At 60.7% G+C, this 24225-nt stretch carries 19 protein-coding genes; 9 read left to right on the plus strand and 10 right to left on the minus strand.

All coding sequences use genetic code 11. From position 1 onward, the window contains the following. Nucleotides 1–21: 21 nt before the first annotated feature. The 3 genes from ACO77H_RS07345 to ACO77H_RS07355 are packed head-to-tail and all read right to left on the minus strand — an operon-like array spanning nucleotide 22 to nucleotide 3741. The gene (locus ACO77H_RS07345) at nucleotides 22–936 is read right to left on the minus strand and encodes a PLP-dependent cysteine synthase family protein (RefSeq protein WP_172313222.1); all 915 of its coding nucleotides are present in this window, start codon (nucleotides 934–936) and stop codon (nucleotides 22–24) included. A 25-nt stretch (nucleotides 937–961) separates the two neighbouring features. Beyond that, nucleotides 962–2821: a molybdopterin-synthase adenylyltransferase MoeB gene (gene moeB / locus ACO77H_RS07350; protein WP_170043303.1), complete on the minus strand. Its 1860-nt coding sequence runs from the start codon at nucleotides 2819–2821 to the stop codon at nucleotides 962–964. 26 nt (nucleotides 2822–2847) lie between these two features. Then, nucleotides 2848–3741, minus strand: coding sequence for a DMT family transporter (locus ACO77H_RS07355; protein WP_169954285.1), 894 nt, complete (start codon nucleotides 3739–3741; stop codon nucleotides 2848–2850). Nucleotides 3742–3901: 160 nt separating this feature from the next. Here ACO77H_RS07355 and ACO77H_RS07360 point away from each other — a divergent pair, with 160 nt between their 5' ends. Beyond that, entirely contained in the window at nucleotides 3902–5326 is a 1425-nt protein-coding gene (locus tag ACO77H_RS07360) for a PLP-dependent aminotransferase family protein (RefSeq protein WP_169954246.1), read from the plus strand. A gap of 105 nt (nucleotides 5327–5431) precedes the next feature. Here the strand turns inward: ACO77H_RS07360 and ppsR are convergent, their stop codons facing one another. Continuing rightward, on the minus strand, nucleotides 5432–6250 hold the full coding sequence (gene ppsR, locus ACO77H_RS07365) for a posphoenolpyruvate synthetase regulatory kinase/phosphorylase PpsR (protein ID WP_076961191.1): 819 nt from the start codon (nucleotides 6248–6250) through the stop codon (nucleotides 5432–5434). A gap of 178 nt (nucleotides 6251–6428) precedes the next feature. Here ppsR and ppsA point away from each other — a divergent pair, with 178 nt between their 5' ends. The 8 genes from ppsA (at nucleotide 6429) to ACO77H_RS07405 (ending at nucleotide 14558) form a co-directional block, all read left to right on the plus strand. Then, nucleotides 6429–8804, plus strand: a complete 2376-nt coding sequence (gene ppsA, locus ACO77H_RS07370) for a phosphoenolpyruvate synthase (protein WP_029298284.1) — start codon at nucleotides 6429–6431, stop codon at nucleotides 8802–8804. A 99-nt stretch (nucleotides 8805–8903) separates the two neighbouring features. After that, entirely contained in the window at nucleotides 8904–9893 is a 990-nt protein-coding gene (locus ACO77H_RS07375) for an alpha/beta fold hydrolase (protein ID WP_169954245.1), read from the plus strand. Between the two features lie 229 nt (nucleotides 9894–10122). Beyond that, nucleotides 10123–10614, plus strand: a complete 492-nt coding sequence (gene rraA, locus ACO77H_RS07380; RefSeq protein WP_170057727.1) for a ribonuclease E activity regulator RraA — start codon at nucleotides 10123–10125, stop codon at nucleotides 10612–10614. Nucleotides 10615–10638: 24 nt separating this feature from the next. Beyond that, complete coding sequence (locus ACO77H_RS07385; protein ID WP_169954243.1) at nucleotides 10639–11634, plus strand: zinc transporter ZntB; 996 nt, start codon at nucleotides 10639–10641, stop codon at nucleotides 11632–11634. 85 nt (nucleotides 11635–11719) lie between these two features. Beyond that, complete coding sequence (locus ACO77H_RS07390) at nucleotides 11720–11965, plus strand: hypothetical protein (RefSeq protein WP_038442312.1); 246 nt, start codon at nucleotides 11720–11722, stop codon at nucleotides 11963–11965. A gap of 2 nt (nucleotides 11966–11967) precedes the next feature. Next, nucleotides 11968–12792 (plus strand): mechanosensitive ion channel family protein, encoded by an 825-nt coding sequence (locus tag ACO77H_RS07395; RefSeq protein ID WP_169954242.1) that lies wholly within the window; start codon nucleotides 11968–11970, stop codon nucleotides 12790–12792. Between the two features lie 87 nt (nucleotides 12793–12879). After that, nucleotides 12880–13470 carry an RNA polymerase sigma factor SigX gene (gene sigX, locus ACO77H_RS07400; protein ID WP_038442311.1) on the plus strand — a complete coding sequence of 197 codons (591 nt, stop codon included), beginning with the start codon at nucleotides 12880–12882 and terminating at the stop codon, nucleotides 13468–13470. 107 nt (nucleotides 13471–13577) lie between these two features. Beyond that, nucleotides 13578–14558, plus strand: a complete 981-nt coding sequence (locus ACO77H_RS07405) for an OmpA family protein (protein ID WP_169954241.1) — start codon at nucleotides 13578–13580, stop codon at nucleotides 14556–14558. A gap of 60 nt (nucleotides 14559–14618) precedes the next feature. Here ACO77H_RS07405 and cobA read toward each other — a convergent pair whose 3' ends face one another. From cobA to ACO77H_RS07435, 6 genes are all read right to left on the minus strand, one after another. Beyond that, a complete protein-coding gene (gene cobA, locus ACO77H_RS07410; protein WP_170057730.1) occupies nucleotides 14619–15356 on the minus strand; it encodes a uroporphyrinogen-III C-methyltransferase in 738 nt (245 codons plus the stop codon). Nucleotides 15357–15367: 11 nt separating this feature from the next. Beyond that, the gene (locus ACO77H_RS07415; RefSeq protein ID WP_432755204.1) at nucleotides 15368–18076 is read right to left on the minus strand and encodes a nitrate reductase; all 2709 of its coding nucleotides are present in this window, start codon (nucleotides 18074–18076) and stop codon (nucleotides 15368–15370) included. Beyond that, the gene (gene nirD, locus ACO77H_RS07420; RefSeq protein ID WP_169954238.1) at nucleotides 18076–18393 is read right to left on the minus strand and encodes a nitrite reductase small subunit NirD; all 318 of its coding nucleotides are present in this window, start codon (nucleotides 18391–18393) and stop codon (nucleotides 18076–18078) included. The genes ACO77H_RS07415 and nirD overlap by 1 nt, the downstream gene beginning before the upstream one ends. Continuing rightward, the gene (gene nirB / locus ACO77H_RS07425) at nucleotides 18390–20843 is read right to left on the minus strand and encodes a nitrite reductase large subunit NirB (RefSeq protein ID WP_432755205.1); all 2454 of its coding nucleotides are present in this window, start codon (nucleotides 20841–20843) and stop codon (nucleotides 18390–18392) included. The genes nirD and nirB overlap by 4 nt, the downstream gene beginning before the upstream one ends. 368 nt (nucleotides 20844–21211) lie before the next feature. Beyond that, nucleotides 21212–22879: a bifunctional protein-serine/threonine kinase/phosphatase gene (locus ACO77H_RS07430; RefSeq protein ID WP_169954284.1), complete on the minus strand. Its 1668-nt coding sequence runs from the start codon at nucleotides 22877–22879 to the stop codon at nucleotides 21212–21214. Then, nucleotides 22879–24090 (minus strand): nitrate/nitrite transporter, encoded by a 1212-nt coding sequence (locus ACO77H_RS07435; protein ID WP_432755206.1) that lies wholly within the window; start codon nucleotides 24088–24090, stop codon nucleotides 22879–22881. Before ACO77H_RS07435 ends, ACO77H_RS07430 begins: the two co-directional genes overlap by 1 nt. Between the last annotated feature and the right edge of the window lie 135 nt (nucleotides 24091–24225).

The following is a 24225-nucleotide window of genomic DNA, read 5'->3' on the forward strand; positions in this document are numbered from 1 at the left end:
AAGGCACCCCCGTAATTGTCGTTATTCGAAGCAGGGCAGATAACTGTCGGCGCTGTCGTACACCATGGTCAGGACGACGGTGTCGGTGGGCAGTTCCGGTGCGAGCTTGGCGATGGCCACCATATTGGCGGCCGACGACAGCCCCAGGCTGATGGCATCGGTACGCATGATGCGTTTCATCATTTCCAGGCAATCGAGGCGCGAGACCTTGAGCATGCCGTCCAGCACGTTCAGGTTGAGAATGCTCGGGATCAGGCCGATGGACAGGCCCTGGATATGATGCGGCGCATGGCTATCACTGAGCAGGTCGCACTCCTCGGGCTCCACGCCCATCACGCGGATCTGCGGCCAGGTGGCCTTGAGGGTTTCACCGATCCCGGTGATGTGGCCCCCGGTGCCTATCCCGCTGACGAAATAGTCGACCTGGCGCTCGCCAAAGGCACGGATGATTTCCGGGGCGGTGGTGTCGCGGTGGGTCTGGGGGTTGGCGCCGTTGCGCTGTTGGTTGAGCATGACGAAGCTGGGGTTTTCCAGCTGCAACTCCATGCACTTTTCGCCATGGGAGTTGTTGCCCAGGCGGCTATCGGACAGCACCACCTTGGCGCCATACAGGCGCAGCAGCTTTTGCTTTTCGGGGCTGTAGTTGTCGGGAATCACCAGCACCACTTTGTAGCCCAGCACGTTGCCGGCCATCACCAGGCCGATGCCCGTGTTGCCACCGCTGGGTTCGATGATGGTTTGCCCCGAATCGCGAATCAGGATGCCCCGGCGCTCGGCGTCGAGGATCATTCCCAGGGCAATCCGTGCCTTGTGGCTACCGCCCGGGTTCAGGGATTCAAGCTTGGCGAAGACCTCGATACCGAGGTCTTCGGAGAATTGTTCCAGGCGCACGATAGGCGTTTGGCCAATGGCGTCGAGTATGGAGTTATGCAGCATCGGATAAGTACCCCAAGGCCTGTGGTCAGTACAACGGCATGTCGGGTTCGACGTCGCGTACCCAGTGTTTCATGCCGCCTTGCAGCACCCGGGTGTTGGCAAAGCCTGCGGCCAGCAACGTACTGGCGGCTTGCTCGGCGCGGCTGCCGGCATAGCAGATCAGGTAATGGGTGTTGTCACGGCTGAGGGTATCGAGTTGCTCGTCGAGCTGGGCCAGGGGGATGTGCACCACGCCGGGCAGTTGGCAGACCTCCAGCTCGCTGGCGTCGCGTACATCCAGCAGGATATCGGCGCTGCGGCGCTGCTCCAGCAGTTGCTTGAGCACCTGGGGCTTGATGTAGTGCTCTTCTGCCAGGCCCTGGGTGCCGCGGAGGGTATCGGCACACACGGCGGCGGGTTGGTGTTCTTCACGCAAGTCGGAACAGCACGGGCAGTCGGCGCGGCGCTTGAAACGCAGTTCACTGAATTTCATGGCCAGGGCATCAAAACGCATCAACCGGCCGGACAAGGATTCGCCGAGGCCGATCAACAGCTTGATCGCCTCGGTGGCCTGGATCATCCCGACCACACCGGGCAATACACCGATCACCCCACCGGCGCTGCAATTGGGCGCCAGTTCCGCGGGTGGCGCGTGGGGGTACAGGCAGCGGTAGCAGGGCCCGCCTTGATAGTTGAACACGCTGATCTGGCCGTCGAAGCGGTAGATCGCGCCGTACACCAACGGCTTGCCCAACTGTACGCAGGCATCATTGACCTGGTAGCGGGTCTCGAAGTTGTCAGTACCGTCGATCACCAGGTCGTAGGCGCCGACCAGTTCCAGGGCGTTGTCGGCATTCAGCGCGGTGTCGTAGGTGTTGATTCGGATATGGGCGTTGAGGTCCTGCAGCCGGCGCTTGGCGGATTCGACCTTGGGCAGGCCCAGGGTGCTGTTGCCGTGCACGACCTGGCGTTGCAGGTTGCTGCTTTCCACCACATCGAAGTCCACCAGCCCCAGGGTGCCGATGCCGGCTGCGGCCAGGTACAGGCTGATGGGCGAGCCCAGGCCACCGGTACCGATGATCAGCACCTTGGCTTTCTTCAGGTTCAGTTGCCCTTCGCGGCCGACGCCGGGCAGGGTGATATGGCGCACATAGCGCTGCACTTCCTCGTTGCTCAGGGACTCGATGTCGATGCCGCCGGAGGTGGCGAGCAGCACTTCGATCCTGGCTTTCTCGGGCAGCGGCTCGTCGGGGCCGATCAGTTCTTCCCCGGCCGTGAACAGGAAATGTTCCTTGAGTCGACCGTTGTTTTCGTGGAACAGGTGCGCCCGTAGCTGCGGGTAGCGGGCACAGAGGCCTTCAATGACTTCGCGCAATGTCGATCCGGCACCCTCGAGGGTCGATTCTGGCAACTTGGCCACACGGGCCAGGATGTCGGGGAAAGAGACAGCGTTCATGTACAACTCCGTTTGCAGGTCGTTGAAGGGGGTGAGGGCGAAGTGCGTGCCATCCCAGGCAAACAGCTTCGACCCAAGGGCCTTGCCTTGGCGGACATCCACCACCAGGTAGCTGACGGGGTAGATCGGTTCCCCCATGTAGAGGGCCTTGTCCTGATCCTCGTCGCTGAAATAGGCACCGACATCCGGGTGGGAGTGGTAGATCACCACCACCGGGTTATCCGTGCGAAAGGCCTTGTTCATCAGCAGCGTGTCGGTCACCGAGAAGGTGTAGCCGTTGGCCGCGCTGCGGGGGTAGGCCTCGGGGTTCTTGCGGTGTAACTCGTTCTGGATATTGCTGCCCAGGTACACACTGCCGTCGGCGAAGACAAAGCCGCAGCACTCTTCGGGGTAGGTGCTGCTGGCGTGGGCGTAGATCTGTGCCAGGGCGGTTTGGCGGAGGACGTCCATGTTTCTCTCGCGTGGTGGGGAAAGGGTCAATTGGGTTTTGCCAGCAGCTTTTCGATCGGCAACTTGGTGATGGCAAAGCCGACCAGCAGGATCGCCGAATACAGCATCAGGTCCCGGGACAGTTCCAGGCCTTCGTACCAGGCGCCGATGATCACGGCGAACACCGGGAAAATAATGAAGACGAACGACAGGATGATCGGGCTCAGGCGCTTGAGCAGCATGAAGTACACGATAAACCCACCGACCGAGGCCACCAGGCCCAGGTAGAACAGGGCGCTCCAGGAACGCAGGGTAATGGCCTCGAAGGTCGGTGATTCAAACCACAGCCCGGCGACGAACAGCATCAGCCCGGCAATCCCGATGGGCAGGGTGTTGTAGGTGATCACACTGATGGCGCTGCCTTTTTGCTTGGTAATGACATAGCACAAGGCATGCATGATCGCGGCGCTCAGAATGGCCAGGACGCCAAAGAACTCGGCATGGTCAAGGTGCAGCCCCTGGCTCTTGATGATCATGTACAGGCTGGCGAAACCGATGCCGATCCCCACGACCTGGGAAAAGTAGATGCGCTCGCGCAGGAACAGCGCGGAGAAGATCAGGATGAACACCGGCATGCAACTGAACAGCAGGGCGGTGAGGCCGGACGAGACGTGCATCTCGCCATAGTTGAGCAGGTAGTAGGGCACGCTGAAATAGCAAAGGGTCACGAACACAAAGAACCAGCGGCTTTCCCGTGGAAACAGGATCGGCTCGCGACGCAGGAAGGCAAAACACAGGAACAGCGGGAAGGCGATCAAAAAGCGCAGGCCCGCCGACGTCAGGGGCGGCACGCTTTCCACGGCGATCTTGATCCCCAGCCAGGTGGTGCCCCAGCTTAGGCAGACAATCAGGAACATCACACTGGTGATCAGGCCAGCCAGCCATTGTTTGGGGGATTTGGTTTTTTCGGAATTTTCGAGAACGGCGGACATTGGCATCGTTTATTGCTTCCCTGAGCCGGAATTGAACTCTATATTGGACTTGTAATTAGAGGTTTCACCCGGTGATTGAACCCGTAAAAGCACACTATTAGGGCGAATGATGGCTGTCAAAACAAATATTGACATGGTGTCAATTATGCGAGAGGGACTGTCCAGTGGGCAGGGCGTGAAGTACAAACGCCTGTCTGATGTGATGGAGCGGGGCATCCTCGAGGGCTTGATCGAACCAGGGCGCAAACTGCCGCCTCATCGGGTGCTTTCCGACAACCTGGGGGTGACCATCGGCACGATCAGCCGCGCCTACGGCGAACTGGAACGCCTGGGCCTGGTGGTGGCGCGGGTGGGCGACGGCACATTCGTGCGCAAGCGTGGGATGGAGCGCCAGCGCGACGAAGGCTTTCGCAACGTCAGCGAGGAACCGCGCCAGTACTTCGATATGAGCCGCAATATGCACATCCCGGGGCAGGAGACCACGTTCCTGGCCCAGAGCTTTGAAACCCTGGCCACCAATGCCAAGTTCCTGCAGGACATCAGTGCCTACACCCCGGACGCCGGCTTGCCCCGCTACCGCGCGGCGGGCGCGCAATGGTTGGTGCAGCGTGATTTTCATCCGATTCCCGAGCAGGTCATCTGTGTCAACGGCGGCCAGCACGGTTTGTTGTGCGCGTTGATGGCGTTGGTGCGCGCGGGCGATACGGTCGTCACCGAGCAGTTGACCTATCCCGGCCTGATCACTGCCGCACGGATGCTTGGCATCCGCCTGATCGGCCTGGAAATGGACGAGGAGGGTGTGCTGCCGACGGCCCTGGAGGAGGTGTGTCGTAATCACCGGGTTTCTGCCCTGTACTGCACGCCGACTATCCAGAATCCGACGACGGCGGTCTTGTCGGTTGCCCGTCGCGAGGCGCTGGTCAGGGTCTGCCGTGAGCACAACCTGCTGATCCTGGAGGACGAGGCCCATGGTGTGTTGGTGGAGGATCGCCCGCCGCCCCTGAGTCATTTTGCCCCGGAGCGCACGATTCTGATCAGCAGCCTGAGCAAGGCGGTATCGGCGGGCTTGCGCGTGGGGTATGTGCATGCGCCGCCGGCGTTGGTCAGCCGTATTTCCGCAGCGCTGCGCTCAACCTGTTGGATGGCCACCCCTGTGACCCTGGAACTGGCCACGCAGTGGATTGAAAACGGCACGGCAGCGCATCTGTTGCGTCAGCAGATCCACGAAATCAGCCGGCGCAAGGCGTTGGTCGAGGACCTGCTGAGCGGCCTGGAATACCGGACGCACCCCAATAGCCCGCACTTCTGGATTGAAGTCCCGGAGCCATGGCGTGCGTCGGAAATCGAGGCTGAGCTCAAGCAGAACAATTACCTGATCGCGACGGCCGAGGCCTTCGCCGTGGGGCAGACGGCCGTGCCGCAGTTTATTCGGGCGAGTATCTGCAATACGTCTGGGGATGATCAGCTGCTAAGGGCAGGGTTTGATGCGCTGGCCACGGCGCTGGGCCAGGGTGGGGACCGGTTTCATCTGTGAGGCTGGGTTATCGTTGATCGCAGGCAAGTCGAATTGTCCCACCGCAGCTCCCGCATTTGACGTGTGAACCCGATCAAATATGGGAGCTGGCTCAAGCAATGCAAATTACTTGAAGCGCCGCTCGACGCCCTTTTCCACAAGGATCTTCGCCGAAATCTCTTCCACCGAAAAATGCGTGGAATTGATGTGTGCAATGTTCTCCCGACGGAATAGATTTTCCACTTCCCGCACCTCGAACTCGCACTGGGCATAGCTCGAATAGCGGCTGTTGGGCTTGCGTTCATTACGTATCGCTGTCAGGCGGTCCGGGTCGATGGTCAGGCCGAACAGCTTGTGCTGATGGGTGCGCAGCACCGCCGGCAGTTGCAGGCGCTCCATGTCGTCCTCGGTCAGCGGGTAGTTGGCCGCGCGGATGCCGAATTGCATGGCCATATACAGGCAGGTCGGGGTCTTGCCGCAGCGCGACACGCCGACCAGGATCAGGTCGGCCTTGTCGTAGTAATGGGTGCGGGCGCCGTCGTCGTTGTCCAGGGCGAAGTTGACCGCCTCGATCCGCTCCATGTAGTTGGAGTTGTGGCCAATGGAATGGGACTTGCCTACGGAGTACGAGGAGTGTTCGCTCAACTCCTGTTCCAGGGGCGCTAGGAAGGTCGAGAAGATGTCGATCATGAAACCATTGGAGGTCGCGAGGATCTCACGGATGTCCTGATTGACGATGGTGTCGAAAATGATCGGGCGCACACCGTCTTTTTCGGCGGCCAGATTGATTTGTTGTACCATGGCCCGCGCTTTATCCACGTTATCGATATAAGGCCGGGTAAATTTGGCAAAGGTAATGCTTTCGAACTGCGCCAGCAGGCTCTGACCCAGGGTTTCGGCGGTAATGCCGGTGCCATCGGAGATAAAGAAAGCAGATCGTTTCATTTGAGCCTTGGGCCTTAAGCTGATGACGAATCTTGGATATGATAGGCGCGATTTTGCCGTCCCACAGTGGGCCGCATTCTCACTTATTTTCCAGGTCCAGGCCACAAACGCCGGTAAATGCTCCTACTGAGCCGCCGGCGCCCTGAGCTTTTCCAACACAGTTAGTGGAGAGATCACCTTGGTAGAGTACGTAGTTTCCCTCGATAAGCTCGGCGTCCATGATGTAGAGCATGTGGGGGGCAAGAACGCATCCCTCGGCGAGATGATCAGTAATCTTGCGGGCGCTGGTGTCTCGGTGCCCGGTGGTTTCGCCACCACGGCCCAGGCATACCGCGATTTCCTCGAACTGAGCGGCCTCAACGATCAGATCCACGCTGCCCTGGACGCGCTGGACGTCGATGACGTCAACGCCCTGGCCAAGACCGGCGCACAGATCCGCCAGTGGATCATGGAAGCCGAGTTCCCCGAGAAGCTCAACGCCGAAATCCGCACAGCCTTCGCCACCTTGTCGGCCGGCAATCCGGACATGGCCGTCGCCGTGCGTTCCTCGGCCACCGCCGAAGACTTGCCCGACGCCTCGTTCGCCGGCCAACAGGAAACCTTCCTGAATATCCGTGGCGTGGAAAACGTTATCCGGGCAGCCAAGGAAGTATTTGCCTCGCTGTTCAACGATCGCGCCATTTCCTACCGTGTACACCAGGGTTTCGACCACAAGTTGGTAGCGTTGTCTGCCGGCGTACAGCGCATGGTGCGTTCGGAAACCGGTACTGCCGGCGTGATGTTCACCCTGGATACCGAATCGGGCTTCCGTGACGTGGTGTTCATCACCGGCGCCTACGGCCTGGGCGAAACCGTCGTACAGGGCGCGGTCAACCCGGACGAGTTCTACGTGCACAAGCACACCCTTGAGGCCGGTCGCCCGGCGATCCTGCGCCGCAACCTGGGCAGCAAGGCCATCAAGATGATCTACGGCGACGAGGCCAAGGCCGGTCGCTCGGTGAAAACCGTTGATGTCGACAAGGCCGAGCGTGCGCGCTTTTGCCTCAGCGATGCCGAAGTCAGCGAATTGGCCAAGCAGGCGATGATCATCGAGAAGCACTACAAGTGCCCGATGGACATCGAATGGGCCAAGGACGGCGACGACGGCAAGCTGTACATCGTCCAGGCCCGTCCGGAAACCGTGAAGAGCCGCACCTCGGCCAATGTCATGGAACGCTACCTGTTGAAAGAAACCGGCACCGTGCTGGTAGAGGGCCGTGCCATCGGCCAGCGCATCGGCGCGGGCAAGGTGCGGATCATCAAGGACGTGTCCGAGATGGACAAGGTCCAGCCAGGTGACGTGCTGGTCTCCGACATGACCGACCCGGACTGGGAACCCGTGATGAAGCGCGCCAGCGCCATCGTCACCAACCGTGGCGGGCGTACCTGCCACGCGGCGATCATCGCCCGTGAGCTGGGGATCCCGGCAGTGGTGGGTTGTGGCAACGCCACCCAACTGCTCAAGGATGGCCAGGGCGTCACCGTGTCCTGCGCCGAAGGCGATACCGGCTTCATCTTTGAAGGTGAGCTGGGCTTCGATATCAAGCAAAATTCCATCGACGCCATGCCGGACCTGCCGTTCAAGATCATGATGAACGTCGGCAACCCCGACCGCGCCTTCGACTTTGCGCAGTTGCCGAACGCCGGTGTGGGCCTGGCCCGCCTGGAGTTCATCATCAACCGCATGATCGGCGTGCACCCCAAGGCCCTGTTGAACTACGACGGCCTGCCGGTGGAAATCAAGGACAGCGTCGACAAGCGCATCGCCGGCTACAACGACCCGGTGGGCTTCTACGTCGAGAAGCTGGTGGAAGGCATCAGCACCCTGGCGGCGGCCTTCTGGCCGAAGAAAGTCATCGTGCGCCTGTCCGACTTCAAGTCCAACGAATACGCGAACCTGATCGGCGGCAAGCTCTACGAGCCGGAAGAAGAAAACCCGATGCTGGGCTTCCGTGGCGCCTCGCGTTACATCAGCGAAGCATTCCGTGACTGCTTTGAGCTTGAGTGCCGCGCCCTCAAGCGTGTGCGCAACGAGATGGGCCTGACCAACGTCGAGATCATGGTGCCCTTCGTGCGTACCCTGGGCGAAGCGAGCCAGGTCGTTGACCTGCTGGCCGAGAACGGTCTGACCCGCGGCGAAAACGGCCTGCGCGTGATCATGATGTGCGAGCTGCCGTCCAACGCCATCCTCGCCGAAGAGTTCCTGGAGTTCTTCGATGGATTCTCCATCGGTTCCAACGACCTGACCCAGTTGACCCTGGGCCTGGACCGTGACTCCGGGATCATCGCGCACCTGTTTGACGAGCGTAACCCTGCGGTCAAGAAGCTGCTGGCAAACGCCATCCAGGCCTGTAACAAGGCCGGCAAGTACATCGGCATCTGCGGCCAAGGCCCTTCCGATCACCCGGACCTGGCCAAATGGCTGATGGAACAGGGCATCGAAAGCGTCTCGCTGAACCCCGATTCCGTGCTGGAAACCTGGTTCTTCCTGGCTGAAGGTCAAGCCTCGGCGTAATTGCCATTTGCCGGCCAGCCAGTGCGGCTGGCCGGCATTTCTCATTCTGTACAGGGCGGAACTCCTACCGGACGCCGCCCTTTTTTGTGCAAGAACATTATGCAAAGCAGCAGCAACCTGTTTCCCGTCGCCTTGATCAGCGCTGAGCGTCGTGGCGACCTGAGTGAAGATGTCTATCGCCTCAAGCCTGGCAACAGCCCCGACAGCACCGTAGAGCTGGCGGTGACACGCCTGGGCCTGGCCGATGTCGCGCAAAGCCGTGGCATACCGGTGGTGCTGGTGCATGGCAGCTTTTCCAACCGGCGCTTCTGGTATTCGCCCAAAGGTATCGGCCTGGGGGCGTACCTGGCGCGCCAGGGCTTTGATGTATGGATCCCGGAAATGCGCGGCCACGGGCTTTCCCGGCGCAACCAGGACTACGCCAAGAATCGTGTCGCCGACTATGCTCGTTACGATTTGCCAGCCATTGCCGCCTTTGTGCGTGAGCAAAGTGCGCAGATCCCGCACTGGATCGGCCATTCATTGGGTGGCACGACTCTGGCGGCAGCCTTGGGCGGCCACTATCTGGGCGCGCCGGCGGTGGCGTCGGTGGCGTTGTTTGGCTGCCAGGTCAGCCGCACTTACTGGCCGTTGAAGATTCCGCCGGTGGAGTGGGGTGGACGCTTGATTCTCAAGCGCTTTGCCCAGCTCTCCGGCTCGCGCCTCAAGCGTGGTCCGGAAGACGAGCCTATCGGCCTGGCTCTGGAAAGCATGCGCTGGCATGGCTTGTTCGGGCGTTTCGGCGATGCCGAGCGCGACTGGTGGAAAGGCCTGGCCGAGGTCGATGTGCCGCTACTGGCCGTGAGTGCCGCTGGCGATCATCAGGACCCGGACTGGGCCTGCCGCAAGCTGTTTGAGCAGGTGGGCAGCGAGCATCGCCACTATCTGTGCCTGGGGCGCAAGCATGGGTTCAGCGGTGATTTCGGGCATGTTGAGATGCTGGTCAGCAAAGCGGCGCAGGCCGAAGTATGGCCACTGGTGCAGCGCTGGCTGAAAGATCCCCTGACACCTCCGGTGGATGCACAGGCGCCGGTGCCTGCGACTGTCTGAGAAAAGGCTCTAAAGAGGGCGTTTCGCTTGAAGTGGCTTACGGCTAAGATATGACGCACCGAGCTATTTTGGTCATATTCAGTCGCGTAGTGGCTATTGCGTTACAGTCTGGTGGGTCTGATCATTGTCGCCCTTGCAGCGGCAGGTCTTAAAGAATGCCCGTTGCGATGCGTTTTCTTGATGTGGCTGTGGATGTTCGACACCTTCTTTCACCGACAGGAGTTTCTCGATGAACCATTACGTTACCCCCGACCTGTGTGACGCCTACCCGGACCTGGTGCAGGTGCTGGAGCCGATGTTCGCCAACTTTGGGGGCCGGGACTCCTTCGGTGGGCAGATCGTGACCGTCAAGTGTTTTGAGGACAACTCCCGGGTCAAGGAACAGGCCGAGCTGGACGGCACTGGCAAAGTGCTGGTGGTCGATGGTGGGGGTTCGCTGCGTTGCGCCTTGCTGGGCGACATGATCGCTGATCGAGCCGCAAAGAATGGTTGGGAGGGCTTGGTGATCTACGGTTGTGTGCGTGACGTTGACGTACTGGCGCAGACCGACCTGGGCGTGCAGGCCCTGGCCAGCCACCCTAAAAAGAGTCATCGCCAGGGTGTGGGTGACGTGGGCGGGGCCGTGACCTTTGCCGGCGTGACATTGCGTCCAGGCGAATATGTCTATGCCGATAATAATGGCGTGATTGTTTCGCCAAGCCCTTTGAAAATGCCTGAATAACTGCAGCAGCCGACAGGGGTGAGGATGTTCGAGGAAGAAAACGCGCAGTGGGGGCTGGTGCATGCCCTGGTGCTGGACGGTAAAGGCGGTGCGCGTTCAATTGCCCGGACTGAGCTTGACGAGCTGCAACTGCAGCCTCAGGAAAGCCTGTGGCTGCATTGGGATCGCAGTCATCCCCAGACCCAGACCTGGTTGCGCAAATCCAGTGGCCTGAGCGAGTTTGCCTGTGACCTGCTGCTGGAGGAGAACACCCGCCCGCGTCTGCTGCCGTTGCCGGACGACGAATTGCTGCTGTTTCTGCGCGGGATCAACCTCAACCCAGGAGCCGAGCCGGAAGACATGGTGTCGGTGCGTATCTTTGCTTCGGCTGACCGGGTCATCTCCCTGCGTCTGCGGCCATTGCGCGCCACCGACGAGTTGCTGGTGCAGTTGGCGGATGGTAAAGGCCCCAGGACTGCTTCCGAGCTGATCCTGTACATGGCGCAGTACCTGACCCATAAAGTGCAGGATCTGGTCAGTGACCTGTCTGAAATCGTCGATATCGAAGAAGAAAAACTCGATACCGACGAACGGTATACCCCGGAGCATGGCAGTGTCCTGCAGATCCGTCGGCGTGCCGCCGCGCTCAAGCGTTTTTTGGCGCCGCAGCGCGATATTTTCGCGCAACTGACACGCATAAAACTGCCATGGTTTGCCGATGACGATGCCGACTATTGGAATGAATTGAATAACAGTCTGACCCGTTACCTGGAAGAGCTGGAACTGAGCCGGGAGCGCGTGGGGCTGGTGCTGGAGGCCGAGGATCGGCGTTTGAGCGTGCGCATGAACCGCACCATGTACCGCTTCGGGATCATCACCGGGATCTTTTTGCCGATGAGTTTTCTGACAGGGTTGCTGGGGATCAACGTGGGCGGAATTCCGTTCTCCGAGAGCCCATATGGTTTCGCGCTAGCGTGCCTGTTGATGGTCTCGGTGGCCCTTGGGCAGTGGTGGTTGTTTCGACGTTTACGCTGGGTTTGACCTGAACGTGACCTGAACGGCGGGAGAGGTCATGTGACCCGACGAATTTTGCCCTCGTCTTTTAACTCACTTGCGAGAGGTCCCTATGCACGATCCGTTTGAACAGTCTCTGCGTGACATGCTTAATGCTTCGCCGTCCAACCGTGACGACGACGCTTGCCTGGGCCGCGTACTGAAAACTGCCAACCGCCAGGTAGGTGCGGGCGATCTGTTTGGTCTGCTCGGCCGCTGGGTGCCGGCATTGATGATGGCCCTGAACAATGGTTCGGCCCACGTATCACCTGTTTCTCGTCGTAAACCTATTGCTCGCACTGCTGATAAGGCTGATTGAATATGGAACTTGATCTCTGGACGCAGAGTCTGGTCACTGCAATGACTGCGTTGTGGACCAAGGTGGCGAATTTCATTCCCAACCTGTTTGGTGCGCTGGTGTTGGTGCTGCTGGGTTTTGTCGTGGCCAAGCTGCTCGACACCCTGCTCTCAAAATTGCTCGCCAAGCTGGGCCTCGATCGCCTGATGGCCGGCACCGGATTGACCAAGCTGCTGGGGCGTGCCGGGCTGCAAGTGCCGATCTCGACACTGATCGGCAAGATCGTCTATTGGTTTGTTTTGCTGATTTTTCTGGTTTCTGCGGCGCAATCACTTGGACTTGAGCGAGTTTCAGCTACGCTCGACATGCTGGCGCTGTATTTGCCGAAGGTATTCGGCGGCGCGCTGGTGTTGCTGGTGGGGGTTTTGCTGGCGCAACTGGCCAATGGGCTGGTACGCGGCGCTGCCGAAGGAGTGGGCCTGGACTATGCCAGCGGCCTGGGGCGAATCGCCCAGGGGCTGGTAATCATCATCAGTATTTCGGTGGCGATCAGCCAGTTGGAGGTCAAGACTGACCTGCTCAACCATGTGATTGTGATCGTTTTGATTACCGTTGGTCTGGCCGTTGCACTGGCCATGGGGTTGGGAAGCCGGGGAATTGCCGGTCAGATTCTTGCGGGAATCTATGTGCGTGAGTTGTATCAGGTTGGGCAACACGTGCGTGTTGGCGAGGTCGAAGGGCAGATTGAAGAGATCGGTACGGTGAAAACCACGGTGCTGACCGATGATGGCGAACTAGTGTCGCTGTCCAATCGGGTTCTGCTGGAACAGCAGGTCAATAGCCGCTAACCCGGTAAACCCTGCTAATGTACGCCGCCGCAAACCTGGGTATCCAGGCTGTGGCGGACATTGACCTGACTGTCGGCACGACTTGTTTTGAATAAAGCCCAAACGCTGTCCACGCGCTATGACCCCCGTGAGCTCTCTGATGAGGAGTTGGTCGCGCGCTCGCACACGGAGCTGTTTCACGTAACACGCGCGTACGAAGAATTGATGCGCAGGTATCAACGCACTCTGTTCAACGTTTGTTCAAGATATTTAGGGAACGATCGTGATGCGGATGATGTCTGTCAGGAAGTGATGCTCAAGGTGTTGTATGGCCTGAAGAACTTCGAGGGTAAATCGAAGTTCAAAACCTGGCTCTACAGCATCACGTACAACGAGTGCATCACGCAGTATCGTAAGGAACGGCGAAAGCGTCGCTTGATGGACGCATTGAGCCTGGACCCCCTTGAGGAGGCGTCTGAAGAAAAGACGCCGGCACCCGAGGAGAAGGGCGGGCTTGATCGCTGGTTGGTGCATGTGAATCCAATTGACCGGGAAATTCTGGTGCTACGATTTGTCGCAGAACTGGAATTTCAGGAAATTGCTGACATTATGCATATGGGTTTGAGTGCTACAAAAATGCGTTACAAACGTGCTCTTGATAAATTGCGTGAGAAATTTGCGGACAGTACTGAAACTTAGTTCGGTGCAAATATCTCTTACGTGTAGGCAAGTTCTGTTAGACTTGTCGCCGAGTTGTCCCCCGGTATGTGGGACTGCTTTACAATCACCAGATGGGGATTTAACGGATGAAACTGAAAAACACCTTGGGCTTGGCCATTGGTTCTCTTATTGCCGCTACTTCTTTCGGCGTTCTGGCACAAGGCCAAGGCGCAGTTGAAGGCGAGCTGTTCTACAAGAAGCAGTACAACGATAGCGTCAAGCACATCGAAGACGGCTTCAATCCTGGCGCTCGCATCGGTTACTTCCTGACCGACGACCTGTCCTTGAACCTGTCCTACGACAAGACCAACCACACCCGTTCGACTGACGGTACTGGCAACCAGAAGATCAAAGGTGATACCGGCAGCCTCGTTGCTCAGTACCACTTCGGTCAAGCTGGCGTCGACTCCCTGCGTCCATACGTAGAAGGCGGTTTCGGTCACCAGAGCCGTGGCAACGTACGTGCTGATGGCCACACTGGTCGTGATCAGACTACTTTCGCTACCGTTGGTACTGGTGTTAAGTACTACTTCACCAACAACCTGTACGCTCGTGCCGGTGTTGAAGCTGACTACGGTCTGGACAACGGCAAGTGGGACTACTCCGCACTGGTCGGCCTGGGCGTAAACTTCGGCGGTAACGCTGGCGCAGTTGCTCCAGCTCCTACCCCAGCACCAGCTCCAGAGCCAGTTCCAGAGCCAGAAGCTCCGGTTGCTCAGGTTGTTCGTGTTGAGCTGGACGTGAAGTTCGACTTCGACAAGGCCGTTGTTAAGCCTAACAGCTACGGCGACGTGAAAAACCTGGCCGACTTCATGAAGCAGTACCCAGCTACCAACGTAGAAGTTGCTGGTCACACTGACTCCGTCGGTCCAGACGCCTACAACCAGAAGCTGTCCCAGCGTCGTGCTGACGCTGTTAAGAAAGTCCTGGCCAATGATGGCGTTGAAGCCAACCGCATCACCGCGGTAGGTTACGGCGAATCCCGCCCAGTTGCTGACAACGCAACTGAAGCTGGTCGTGCTGTTAACCGTCGTGTAGAAGCGTCGGTTGAAGCTCAAGCTCAGTAATTACTGAGTGGTAGAAAAAAGCCCGGCTTAGGCCGGGCTTTTTTTCGCCTGCCATTTGCCTCAGGCGCTGGCCTGCAAGGCGACCTCTACCACGTTGCCCGCCACAGCTCCGATCACCAGGATCGCCGGGCTCTTCAAGGCAAACGCCTTGGCATCCTCCTGCATGTGCGCCAGGGCGCTGCGGCACTCACGCTGCTGGGGCAGCGAGGCGTTTTCGATCATCGCCACCGGCATATCAGGGGCCATGCCCCCTTCGAGCAAGTGCCGGGCAATCTCTGAAAGCTTCGCCACACCCATGTACACCACCAGTGTCGTGCCACCCTCGGCCAATGCCCGCCAATTGAGGCGGCTGTCGTCCTGGGTATGGGCGGTGACAAGCGTTACGCCGCGACTGATTCCCCGCAACGTCAGCGGTATATCGCAGTTTGTGGCACCCGCCAGCCCCGCCGTGATGCCATTGACCAACTCCACGCTCACCCCTCGATCCCTCAGCCAACTGGCCTCTTCGCCGCCGCGCCCAAAAATGCACGGATCGCCGCCTTTCAGGCGCACCACACATTTGCCCTGGCGTGCATAACGCAGCATCAAGCGGTGAATGAAATCCTGGGGCGTAGAACGACATCCCCCGCGCTTGCCGACGGTTATCACCCGCGTACCGGGGCAATGCTCAAGTACCGCAGGGTTGACCAAGTCATCAATCAGTACCACATCGGCCTCGTGCAGGGCCCGTACCGCCTTGAGGGTCAACAACTCCGGATCACCTGGGCCTGCGCCCACCAGCCAGACTTTTGCGTTCATAGGTATTGCCCTCACACACTGATAGCGATTGGCTGCGAGGTGCTCGCCAATAGCCGTTTGATTTCGGGCACGCAGGAGCCACATTGCGTGCCGCAGCCCAACGCTTGTTTCAGCCCATCCAGATCCAAACCACGGCCGATGCCGGCGCATATCGCGCTTTCACTGACGTTCTTGCAGTTGCAGAGGGTTCTGTTGCTGGTCATTTCACCACCAGGTGGCGCACTCAGCGGTGCCAGCAGCCAACGGCGCAATTGCTCGTCGGCCCGACCTTCCAGCCACAGGCTTTGCAGCCAGTGGCGGGCTAGGGTTTCGCCGGCCAGGCGGATCGCGGTAATCCGGCCTTTCTCGATTTTTACCCGTTTGCCGATAGAGCGCCGCGGGTCGTCATAGGCCATGACCGGGCCGTCATTAAGGCCCAGCAGTTGGTCGATGGCCTTGAGCAGTTGCAGGTCCGGCGCCTCGCTATGTGCCGCGCGTACCAGCAGGGCAGGCCGTTCGCGCCCGGCCAGGCTCAGGCTGACATAGGCAAAACCCTGGCACAGGGGGCGCAAGGCTTCGAAGTGTTGCTGTACATCGCCCTCGATCAGCGCGAACAAGTGCCAGGGCAATTGCACGGCTTCCAGGCGCACGCCGCTGTGCTTGAGTTCCGGTTGTTTCGACAGTGGATCGAACGCCGGCTGGGTCAGGGCGTTGACGCCGCCCTTGAGGAAGCGATCGCCCCAATGCATCGGCAGGAACGCCTGGCCGGGGCGCACGCTGTCATCACTGCTCACCGCCACGATCACATTGCCACGACGGCTCTTGAGGTTGACCAGGTCGCCTTCCTTGAAACGATGCCGACGCAATTCGTCCGGATGCAGGCTGAGCAACGCTTCGCTGACGTGCCCGAAAAGTTGCGCCGCCGTGCCGGTACGGCTCATGCCGTGCCATTGGTCACGTAGGCGGCCGGTGATCAGGGTCAGGGGAAAGCGCGCATCACGCTGCTCCTTGGCGGCGCGATAAGGGTCGGCGACAAACCGCGCCCGACCATTGGCGGTTGGGAAGATACCGTCGGTGTACAAGCGTGCCGTGCCGGCCTGGGCCTCTGCGGGAAACGGCCATTGCTGCGGGCCGATCCAGTCGAGCAGCGCGTGGCTGAGGCCTGACAGGTCCAGGTCTTGGCCACGAGTCAGCTGTTTGTATTCATCAAACACCTGCGCCGGGTTTTCGAAGGTGAACAGGCCGGTTTTCTGCGGGCGCAGGCGGCGTTCCAGGCGCTGGGCGAAATCCACGGTGATTGCCCAGTCCGGTCGCGCTTCGCCCGGTGGGGTGATGGCCTGGCGGACGTGGGAAATGCGCCGCTCGGAATTGGTCACCGTGCCGTCCTTCTCGCCCCAACTGGCAGCCGGCAGCAACAGGTCGGCAAAGGCCGCGGTTTCGGTAGTGCGAAAGGCCTCTTGCAATACCACGAACGGGCACGCGGCCAAGGCCAGACGCACGCTGTTCTGGTCCGGCATTGATTGCGCCGGGTTGGTACAGGCGATCCACAATGCCTTGATCTTGCCGGCCTGCACCTGCTCGAACAGTTCGATGGCGGTCAAGCCGGTGCTGGATGGCAGTTGCTCAACCCCCCAATAAGCGGCGACTTGGGCGCGGTGCTCGGCATTGCCGGCGTCGCGATGGCCCGGTAGCAGGTTCGACAGGCTGCCGGTTTCCCGGCCGCCCATGGCATTCGGTTGGCCGGTCAGGGAAAAGGGCCCGCAACCTGGGCGGCCAAGGGTGCCGGTGGCCAGGTGCAGGTTGATCAATGCACTGTTTTTCGCGCTGCCGGCAGTGGACTGGTTCAACCCCATGCACCACAAAGACAGGAAACTCGGCGAGGTGCCGACCCACTCTGCACACTGGCGCAGTTGTTCGACGCTGATCCCGCACAATTGCGTGACCATCTGCGGCGTGTAGTCATGCACCAGCCGTTTCAGCTCGACCAAACCCTCGGTATGGGCCTGGATAAAGTCGCGGTCGATCCAGTCTTCCCACAGCAACAGATGCAAAATCCCATGGAACAACGCCACATCAGTCCCCGGCAGGATCGCCAAGTGCATATCCGCCAGGTCGCAGGTGTCGGTGCGTCGGGGATCGATGACCAGCACCTTCATGTCCGGTCGGCGCGCCTTGGCTTCTTCCAGCCGGCGAAACAGTACCGGGTGGGCGTAGGCCATGTTACTGCCGACGATCATCACGCAATCGCTGGCCTCCAGATCCTCATAGCTGCACGGTGGCGCATCGGCACCCAGGCTGCGCTTGTAGCCGACCACCGCCGAGGACATGCACAGCCTGGAATTGCTGTCGATATTGTTGGTGCCCACCAGGGCCCGTGCGAGTTTGTTGAAACTGTAGTAGTCCTCGGTCAACAGTTGCCCGGAGATATAGAACGCCACGCTGTCGGGGCCATGCTCGGTGATGGTATCGGCGAACACATTGGCCGCGTGTTCCAGGGCCGTGTCCCAGTCGGTGCGGCTGCGGGCCAGGCCCTTGCCCAGGCGCAGTTCCGGGTACAGCGCCCGCGCCGACCGGTCGCCGGTCAGGTGCAGGGTGGACCCCTTGCTGCACAGTTTGCCGAAGTTGGCCGGGTGCGCCGGATCGCCGCTGACCCCGAGGATCTGCGTGCCATCATGTTCGATCAGCACGCCGCAGCCGACCCCGCAGTAGCAGCAGGTCGATGCGGTGACCTGGCGGTTCATCAACCGGCGTCCCGCAGGGCCAGCATCACCCGGCCGTTTTCCACCCGGGCGTGGTGATGGTGGGCGCAGCCGATATCCGGGGCCTGGGCTTCGCCGGATGCCAGGTCGATCTGCCAGTTGTGCAGCGGGCAGGCCACGCGTTTGCCATAGATCAGCCCCTGGGACAGCGGCCCGCCCTTGTGCGGGCAGCGGTCGTCGAGGGCGAACACTTCATCGTCACTGGTACGAAAAATCGCGATTTCCCCTTTCGGGCCGCTGATGATGCGCGAGCCCAGGGCGTTGATTTCTTCGAGGGCGCAGATATCCAGCCAGTTCATAGCACTACCTCCAGCTGTTTGACGGCGATGGTGTCGAATTCCTTTTTCAGCAATGGCTGCTCCAGGCGCTCTTTCCACGGGTCCTGTTCAAACGACAGGGAAAATTGCAGGCGCTCATTGAGGGCCTGGCGCCGCGCCGGGTCTTCCAGCACGGCCTTCTTGATGTGGTCCATGCCGACCCGTTGCAGGTAGTGCACGGTGCGCTCCAGGTAGAAGGCTTCTTCGCGGTACAGCTGTAGGAAAGCGCCGTTGTACTCACGCACTTCCTCGGCGGTCTTGAGCTTGACGAAAAATTCCGCGACCTCGGTCTTGATCCCGCCATTGCCACCGATATACATCTCCCACCCCGAGTCGACGCCGATTATTCCCACGTCCTTGATCCCGGCTTCCGAGCAGTTGCGCGGGCACCCGGAGACCGCCAGCTTGACCTTGTGGGGCGACCACATATTGAACAGGTCATGCTCAAGCTCAATGCCCAGTTGCGTGGAGTTCTGCGTACCGAAACGGCAGAACTCGCTGCCGACACAGGTCTTCACGGTGCGGATGGATTTGCCGTAGGCATGCCCGGACGGCATATCGAGGTCTTTCCAGACCCCGGGCAGGTCCTGTTTCTTGATGCCCAGCAAGTCGATGCGCTGGCCGCCAGTGACCTTGACCATCGGCACGTTGTATTTGTCGGCCACATCGGCAATCCGCCGCAGCTCGGAAGGATTGGTCACACCGCCCCACATCCGTGGGACTACCGAGTAGGTGCCGTCTTTCTGAATATTGGCGTGGGCCCGTTCGTTGATCAGGCGCGATTGCGGGTCGTCCTTGGCTTCGCCTGGCCAGGTGGAGATCAGGTAGTAGTTCAAGGCCGGGCGGCAGGTGGCGCAGCCGTTGGGCGTGCGCCAGTTGAGGTAGCCCATGGTGTCGGCGATGGTCAGCAGGTGCTGGTCGCGGATGGCCTGGCGGATTTGCCCGTGGTTGAGGTCGCTGCAACCGCAGATGGCTTTTTCGCTTTTGGGCTTGACGTCGGCGGCGCCGCCCACGGTATTGATCAGGATCTGCTCCACCAGCCCGGCGCAGGAGCCGCAGGAACTGGCGGCCTTGGTGTGTTTTTTTACCTCATCGACGCTGAACAGGCCCTGTTCCTGGATCGCCTTGACGATGGTGCCCTTGCACACCCCGTTACAGCCGCAGACTTCGGCGCTGTCGGCCATGCTCATGGCTTTGTCCTGGCCTTGGTGGCCTACGTCGCCCAAGGCGTTTTCGCCGAACATCAGGTGATCGCGGATCTCGCCAATGCCATGGTTCTCACGGATCTGCCGGAAATACCAACCGCCGTCGGCGGTATCGCCGTACAGGCAGGCGCCGACCAGTATGTCGTCCTTGATCACCAGCTTCTTATAGACGCCGCCAATGGGGTCGGAAAGGGTGATGGTCTCGGTGCCTTCGCCGCCCATGAAGTCGCCAGCAGAAAACAGGTCGATGCCGGTGACTTTGAGCTTGGTCGAGGTCACCGAGCCTTTGTAGGTGGCGAAGCCCAACTGCGCCAGATGGTTGGCACACACCTTGGCCTGTTCGAACAGCGGTGCCACCAGGCCGTAGGCAATCCCACGATGGCTGGCGCACTCGCCGATGGCATAGATGCGCGGGTCGTAGGTTTGCAGCGTGTCGTTGACCAGGATCCCACGGTTGCACGGGATGCCGGACCGTTCCGCCAGTTCGGTGTTGGGGCGGATACCGGCGGCCATCACCACCAGGTCGGCCGGAATCACTTCGCCATTTTTGAACTGCACCGAGCCCACGCGGCCGTTGCCGGCGTCATGCAGGGCCTGGGTCTGTTCGCACAGGCGAAACACCAGGCCCCGGCTTTCCAGTTCGGTTTGCAGCAACTGGCCGCTGGTCTTGTCCAGCTGGCGTTCCAGCAGCCATTCGCCGATATGCACCACGGTCACGTGCATGCCGCGCAACATCAGGCCATTGGCGGCTTCCAGGCCCAGCAGGCCGCCGCCGATGACCACCGCGTGCTTGTGGGTTTTGGCGGTGTCGATCATGGCCTGGGTGTCGGCGATGTCGCGGTAGCCAATCACGCCCTGCAAGGTGTTGCCGGGGATCGGCAGGATAAACGGGGTCGAACCGGTGGCGATCAGCAGGCGATCGTACTCGGCCTCGGTGCCGTCTTCGGCGATGACTTTGCGCTTGACCCGGTCAATCTGTACCACCTTGCGGTTGAGCAGCAGCTTGATGTTGTTTTGCAGGTACCAGTCCAGGTCGTTGAGCACGATCTCTTCGAACGTCTGCTCGCCGGCCAGCACCGGCGAGAGCAGGATGCGGTTGTAGTTGGTGTGGGGCTCGGCACCAAACACCGTGATGTCGTACAGCTCGGTGCTCAGTTTCAGCAGTTCTTCAAGGGTGCGAACCCCGGCCATGCCGTTGCCGATCATCACCAGTTTGAGTTTCTTCATGTCGTTCTCCGCAGTGGCTCGACAAATCACGCGCAAACAAAAAAGGCGTCCCGCTAGTTGCCTAGCGAGGACGCCTTTGTCCTGGTCCCGTTCTCTCGGGAGAGCCCCACCTTCGTCGTTGAAGGGTGGGCTGTATGTGGGGGTGTTGCAGGAGCTAATGCAGCGGTTGTGCCAAGTCGTGAAAAGCCGGATTTACTGAGGTTCTGGCGGCTGCCACAAGGCTGTTTCGCACCATTTAAAGGCGCGATGCCCACAACTGGCGCGTCGACCTCCTGTAGGAGCCGGCTTGCCGGCGAAGGACGTTAACGATAACGCGAGGTACCTGGATGAATACGGTGATTGTGGGTTTTGCGCCGGCAAGCTGGCTCCTACAGGGATAACAGATACAGCAACAGCAGATTGATCAGCAGCGACACCAACGCCAGGGTTTGCCAGACCTTCAGCGGTTCGCGTTCCAGCAGCGGCCGCGGGCGCAGGCTCAGTTCGCGGCGGTCGGCCTGTTCCAATACCAGCAGCCATTGCTCGGCGGTTTCGTAACGCTGATCTGCTTGCGCGGCCACCGAGCGTTCCAGGCTTTGCTGCAACCAATCGGGCAGGTCCGGCCGGTAGCGGCTGGCGTTGACCGGCGTGTTGAACCGGGGCCGCTGGAAAGCTTCGATCTCACCGTAGGGATAATGCCCGGTGAGCAGGTAATACAGGCTCACACCGGCGCTGTACAAATCCTGCTGCGGGGTCGGACGTTCGCCGCTGAAGGCTTCGGGCGCGATAAAGCTGGGCGTGCCCGGCAACAGGTGAGCGCGGTCTTCGGACAACCCAGGGCAATAGGCCAGGCCAAAATCCAGCACCCGCAGTTCGCCGTCATCGCCCAGCAGCAGGTTTTCCGGCTTGATGTCGCGGTGCAGGATTTGCCGGCGATGCAGCATGCCCACTGCCCGCAGCAAGCGTTCGGCAATGGATTGCCACTGCGCCAGTGGCAACGGGCCTTGCCGCTGGAACAGCTGCGCCAGGGTTTGCCCGCTGTATTCACGCATCACGTAGTACAAATGCTGACGCCCGCCGCCCGGATGGACTTCAGGAAATGCCCGTCCGGCCACCCTGCGCAGAAACCATTCCTCCGCGAGCAGGGCCTGGGCGGCATCGTGATCATCATCGTGGTCAGGGGGCAGGGTCTTGAGCAGCCAGGGTTGCTGCTGGGCATCCCGCACCCGGTACAGCAACGACTGGCGACTGTGTGCCCGCAGGCATTCCACCTGCCAGCCTTCGAAGGATTGCCCGGCCTTCAACAGTGGCGGCAATGGCCACTGTTGCAACTGCACCAGCGCATCACCCAGGGTCGCGGCGCCGAGCCGGTCGATGCGCACCAGCAGGGCACTGGCGTTGTCCTGGCTACCTGCCAGGTGCGCGGCGTTGACCAGCGTATTGACCGCCACGTCCAGGTCGGCCTGTTCGCGCAGGATCGCGCGGATGCTGTGGTCGGCGAGGGTCGCCCACACACCATCGCTGAGCAGCAGGAAACATTCGCCCTGGCGCAGTTCACCGTCGAGAAAATCCACCACCAGATGCTGGTCCAGGCCCAGGGCGCGCTTGAGCACATGCTGCATGCCGGGCTGCTCCCAGACATGCTCTTGAGTGATGCGCTGCAACTCACCGTCAAACCAGCGATACACCCGGCAATCACCAACATGGGCCAGGGTAAAGCGCTGGCCGCGAAACACCAGGGCGCTGAGGGTGGTCAGTAACGGTTGGCCGCCGCCATTGGCCTGCAGCCAGCGATTCTGTGCCAGCAACAGCCGCTCCAGGGCCTGGGCCACGCCCCAGGTCTGTGGCGTGGCGTAGTAATCCAGGGCCAGGGCCTGCAAGGTCGAGCGCGCGGCCAGGCCGCCGTCGGCGCATTGGCTGACGCCATCGGCGATAGCACACAGATAGCCTTTGCTGGCGGCCAGTTCCGGAGCCGGCGTGACCAGGCGCAGGGCGTCCTGGTTTTCCGCGCGTGGCCCGATGGCGCTGGCCTGGGCCACGCTCAATTGCAGGCTCATCAGACCCGCGCGGCGGTGACGGCCGCCGAACCCCAGGTGGTCCTCCAGCGGCGCTTCACGCCATACAGGCCGAACCACGCCAGCACGCCCAGGCTGGCGAATAGCCACAGTGCCAACTGGTAGCTGCCGGTGCTTTGCTTGATCGCGCCCATGCCCGCTGCCAGGGCGAAACCGCCGATACCGCCGGCCATGCCGATCAGCCCGGTCATCACGCCAATCTCGCGGCGAAAGCGCTGGGGCACCAGTTGGAATACCGCACCGTTACCCGCACCCAGGCCGAGCATGGTGCACACGAAAAGTGCCAGTGCCGCGTAGGAACTCGGTAGGTTGAAGCCCACTGCGGCGATGCACACGGCCGCCACGCCGTACATGCCCAGCAGGGTGCGGATCCCGCCGAAACGGTCAGCCAGGGCGCCGCCCAGGGGCCGCATCAGGCTGCCGCCGAACACGCAGGCGGCGGTGTAGTAACCGGCGGTGACCGGGCTCAGGCCGTATTGGTCGTTGAAGTAGCCGGGCAGGGCGCTGGCCAGGCCGATGAAACCACCGAAGGTCACGCTGTAGAAGAACATGAACCACCAACTGTCGCGGTCGCCCAGGGCCTTGAAATAGTCGGCCATGGATTTGGCTTTGGGTCGCTCAGGCGCATTGCGTGCCAGCCAGGCGAACACGATCAAAGTCAGGATCAGCGGGATCAGGGCAAAGCCAAACACGTTGCTCCAGCCAAATGCGGCGGCGATCAGCGGTGCCAGTAGCGCGGCGAACACCGTGCCGGAGTTGCCGGCCCCGGCGATGCCCATGGCCTTGCCCTGGTGTTCGGCGGGGTACCACTGGGAGGCCAGCGGCAGGGCGACGGCAAACGAGGCCCCGGCCATGCCGAGGAACAGTCCTAGCAGCAACGCCTGTTCATAACTGTGGATCCCCAGTTTCCAGGCACAGAACAGCGCCACAATCACGATCACCTGGCCGATCAGGCCGGCAGTCTTGGGCGACAGCTTGTCCGCGAGCATGCCCATCAGGAAGCGCAGGATCGCCCCTGCCAGGATCGGCGTGGCGACCATCAGCCCGCGTTGCTGGGTGGTCAGTTGCAGGTCGGCGGCGATCTGCACCGCCAGCGGGCCCAATAGGTACCAGACCATGAAACTCAGGTCGAAATACAGGAACGCGGCAAACAAGGTCGGGGTGTGCCCGGATTTCCAGAAGCTTGATTTCATCACGCACCTCAGATTGGGGATCTTGTAGAAGGCCTGGTGATGGAACGGCCAGCGAAGGCCGCCCCATCCAAACGAAAAAACGCCGCCACCGGGTTCGCCTGGGCAAACCGGATGTGCGACGTCTTTGTCGTGGAG

Origin of the sequence: Pseudomonas sp. WMBT8 (assembly GCF_050916005.1) — a bacterium.
GTDB lineage: Bacteria > Pseudomonadota > Gammaproteobacteria > Pseudomonadales > Pseudomonadaceae > Aquipseudomonas.

Coding starts and splice junctions, on each gene's coding strand:
- ACO77H_RS07390 (WP_038442312.1), top strand. CDS start 11,720: ATGCACGATCCGTTTGAACAGTCTCTGCGTGACATGCTTAATGCTTCG.
- ppsR (WP_076961191.1), bottom strand. CDS start 6,250: ATGAAACGATCTGCTTTCTTTATCTCCGATGGCACCGGCATTACCGCC.
- rraA (WP_170057727.1), top strand. CDS start 10,123: ATGAACCATTACGTTACCCCCGACCTGTGTGACGCCTACCCGGACCTG.
- ACO77H_RS07415 (WP_432755204.1), bottom strand. CDS start 18,076: ATGAACCGCCAGGTCACCGCATCGACCTGCTGCTACTGCGGGGTCGGC.
- ACO77H_RS07435 (WP_432755206.1), bottom strand. CDS start 24,090: ATGAAATCAAGCTTCTGGAAATCCGGGCACACCCCGACCTTGTTTGCC.
- cobA (WP_170057730.1), bottom strand. CDS start 15,356: ATGAACGCAAAAGTCTGGCTGGTGGGCGCAGGCCCAGGTGATCCGGAG.
- moeB (WP_170043303.1), bottom strand. CDS start 2,821: ATGGACGTCCTCCGCCAAACCGCCCTGGCACAGATCTACGCCCACGCC.
- ACO77H_RS07375 (WP_169954245.1), top strand. CDS start 8,904: ATGCAAAGCAGCAGCAACCTGTTTCCCGTCGCCTTGATCAGCGCTGAG.
- ACO77H_RS07430 (WP_169954284.1), bottom strand. CDS start 22,879: ATGAGCCTGCAATTGAGCGTGGCCCAGGCCAGCGCCATCGGGCCACGC.
- ACO77H_RS07395 (WP_169954242.1), top strand. CDS start 11,968: ATGGAACTTGATCTCTGGACGCAGAGTCTGGTCACTGCAATGACTGCG.
- ACO77H_RS07345 (WP_172313222.1), bottom strand. CDS start 936: ATGCTGCATAACTCCATACTCGACGCCATTGGCCAAACGCCTATCGTG.
- nirD (WP_169954238.1), bottom strand. CDS start 18,393: ATGAACTGGCTGGATATCTGCGCCCTCGAAGAAATCAACGCCCTGGGC.
- ACO77H_RS07385 (WP_169954243.1), top strand. CDS start 10,639: ATGTTCGAGGAAGAAAACGCGCAGTGGGGGCTGGTGCATGCCCTGGTG.
- ACO77H_RS07360 (WP_169954246.1), top strand. CDS start 3,902: ATGGCTGTCAAAACAAATATTGACATGGTGTCAATTATGCGAGAGGGA.
- ACO77H_RS07405 (WP_169954241.1), top strand. CDS start 13,578: ATGAAACTGAAAAACACCTTGGGCTTGGCCATTGGTTCTCTTATTGCC.
- nirB (WP_432755205.1), bottom strand. CDS start 20,843: ATGAAGAAACTCAAACTGGTGATGATCGGCAACGGCATGGCCGGGGTT.